The sequence below is a fragment of the Aeromonas sp. HMWF014 genome, assembly GCF_963878295.1.
Classification (GTDB): Bacteria; Pseudomonadota; Gammaproteobacteria; order Enterobacterales; family Aeromonadaceae; genus Aeromonas; species Aeromonas popoffii.
In genome coordinates this window covers 1-1,339 of the sequence record NZ_CAWNYS010000216.1, presented here as the reverse complement: position 1 = coordinate 1,339, position 1,339 = coordinate 1, and the positions used below count along the sequence as shown (strand labels likewise).

At 63.3% G+C, this 1,339-nt stretch carries 2 pseudogenes; one reads left to right on the top strand and one right to left on the bottom strand.

The features are described 5' to 3' along the window. A pseudogene (locus tag AAC083_RS08625) lies at positions 1–180 on the top strand (MFS transporter); the annotation flags it as partial. 533 nt (positions 181–713) lie between these two features. On the opposite strand, the pseudogene AAC083_RS08620 reads toward AAC083_RS08625, so the two are convergent. Further along, a pseudogene (locus AAC083_RS08620) lies at positions 714–1,339 on the bottom strand (hypothetical protein); the annotation flags it as partial.

Genomic DNA, 1,339 nt, shown 5'->3' with positions numbered 1-1,339 from the left:
GTGCTGTTTCATGCCGCCCTGCCGGCCGGCACCAGCCACAATCTGGCTAGCCTGAGCCCGGCCGAGTTGGCCCCGGGGTTCAGTGCCACCTATATCGGCATGGCGCTGATCGCCACCGCCGCCTTTCTCATCACACTGCTGGCGTTGAAACGGCACGAGCTGGCCAGCATCCACACCTGAGTCACCCCCAGCAGCAATAGCAAGAGGGCTCCCCGCGGGGAGCCCTCTTTGTTATCCGGTTTCACTGGTCGGCGGCAGGCTGTCGGCGCGCCAGCATGGCGGCAGTGACGCACTGGACGAAGTCGGGGGCCTGGGCCGATACCACAGGGGATCGCCTCGAGCATCACCTTCATTCTGCCCAAGCGATCCGGGCGGGTGCCCTGCAAGGTGCTTTAACCCGCCCCGTTTTTGCCTGTGACGCCGATCTGCTCACCGGCGATGAAACATCTCGCCGGCCTGGGTCTCCTGTTTTCAGCAGATGCAGGGCCGCCTCCCTGTGAGCGGGCATGCACGCAGCGGATGACGATTCAGAAGAGGGATGGCTCCGGGCAACACTTCATCGTGTTAGTGCACGGAGCACCGCCTCCTGACAGCGCCTTTGAACAGGATGTCCAACATGGAAAAGCGGTCCAGCAAACATGCTGGTCGCAAATTACACAGAGCCCGCTTTCGAGCCCAATGACGGTCAGTTGAACGTCCGGCTCACGTTCTCGCTACTCGTGGTGCAAGGTGATGCAATCCAGGCCACCGCTGCCCCTGAGCAGGGCTTCCGCCTGGTTAAATCCCGCCCACGTGCTGCTTGCTGTCTGACCCACGAAGTAGGTGGTCAGCTCGGGCACATCGCGTTTCAACCAAGCGCCGAAGGCCTGATTCAGGGGGGCTATGCTGGCGGCGTTGGTGATGTAGAAGGGGTGCTGCGCCGTGCCCATGATGCCGTTCATCCAGTTCACCGCCCGCTTGTTCACGCTGAAGGCGCCCGGGGTGGCGATGGGGGTCAGACCGGCATCGGTCAGCTGCTGCCGGATGAGGGCATGGATCTTGTGCCAGCGCTCGGCCTGTTGTTTCAGGCTGGTGAGGGTCTCGGTGAGACCCTGGCGTTCGCTGTCGCTGAGGCTGCCGTCGCTGGTCAGCACCTGCTGGATCAGCGCCTCGCTGGCTGCAGGGTCGTTGAACAGGATGCGGCCATCGGCCAGCGGGCGCATGGCCATGTCGAGGTGAAAGCCGGGTTGGGCCAGGATCACCAGATCACGCTCGGCCACCTTGAGCTCCTGTGCCATCAGGCGCTGGCTGATGGCCATCATGGCGAGGAAACGGCGGGTCTGCTCATCCAGCTCAGTAC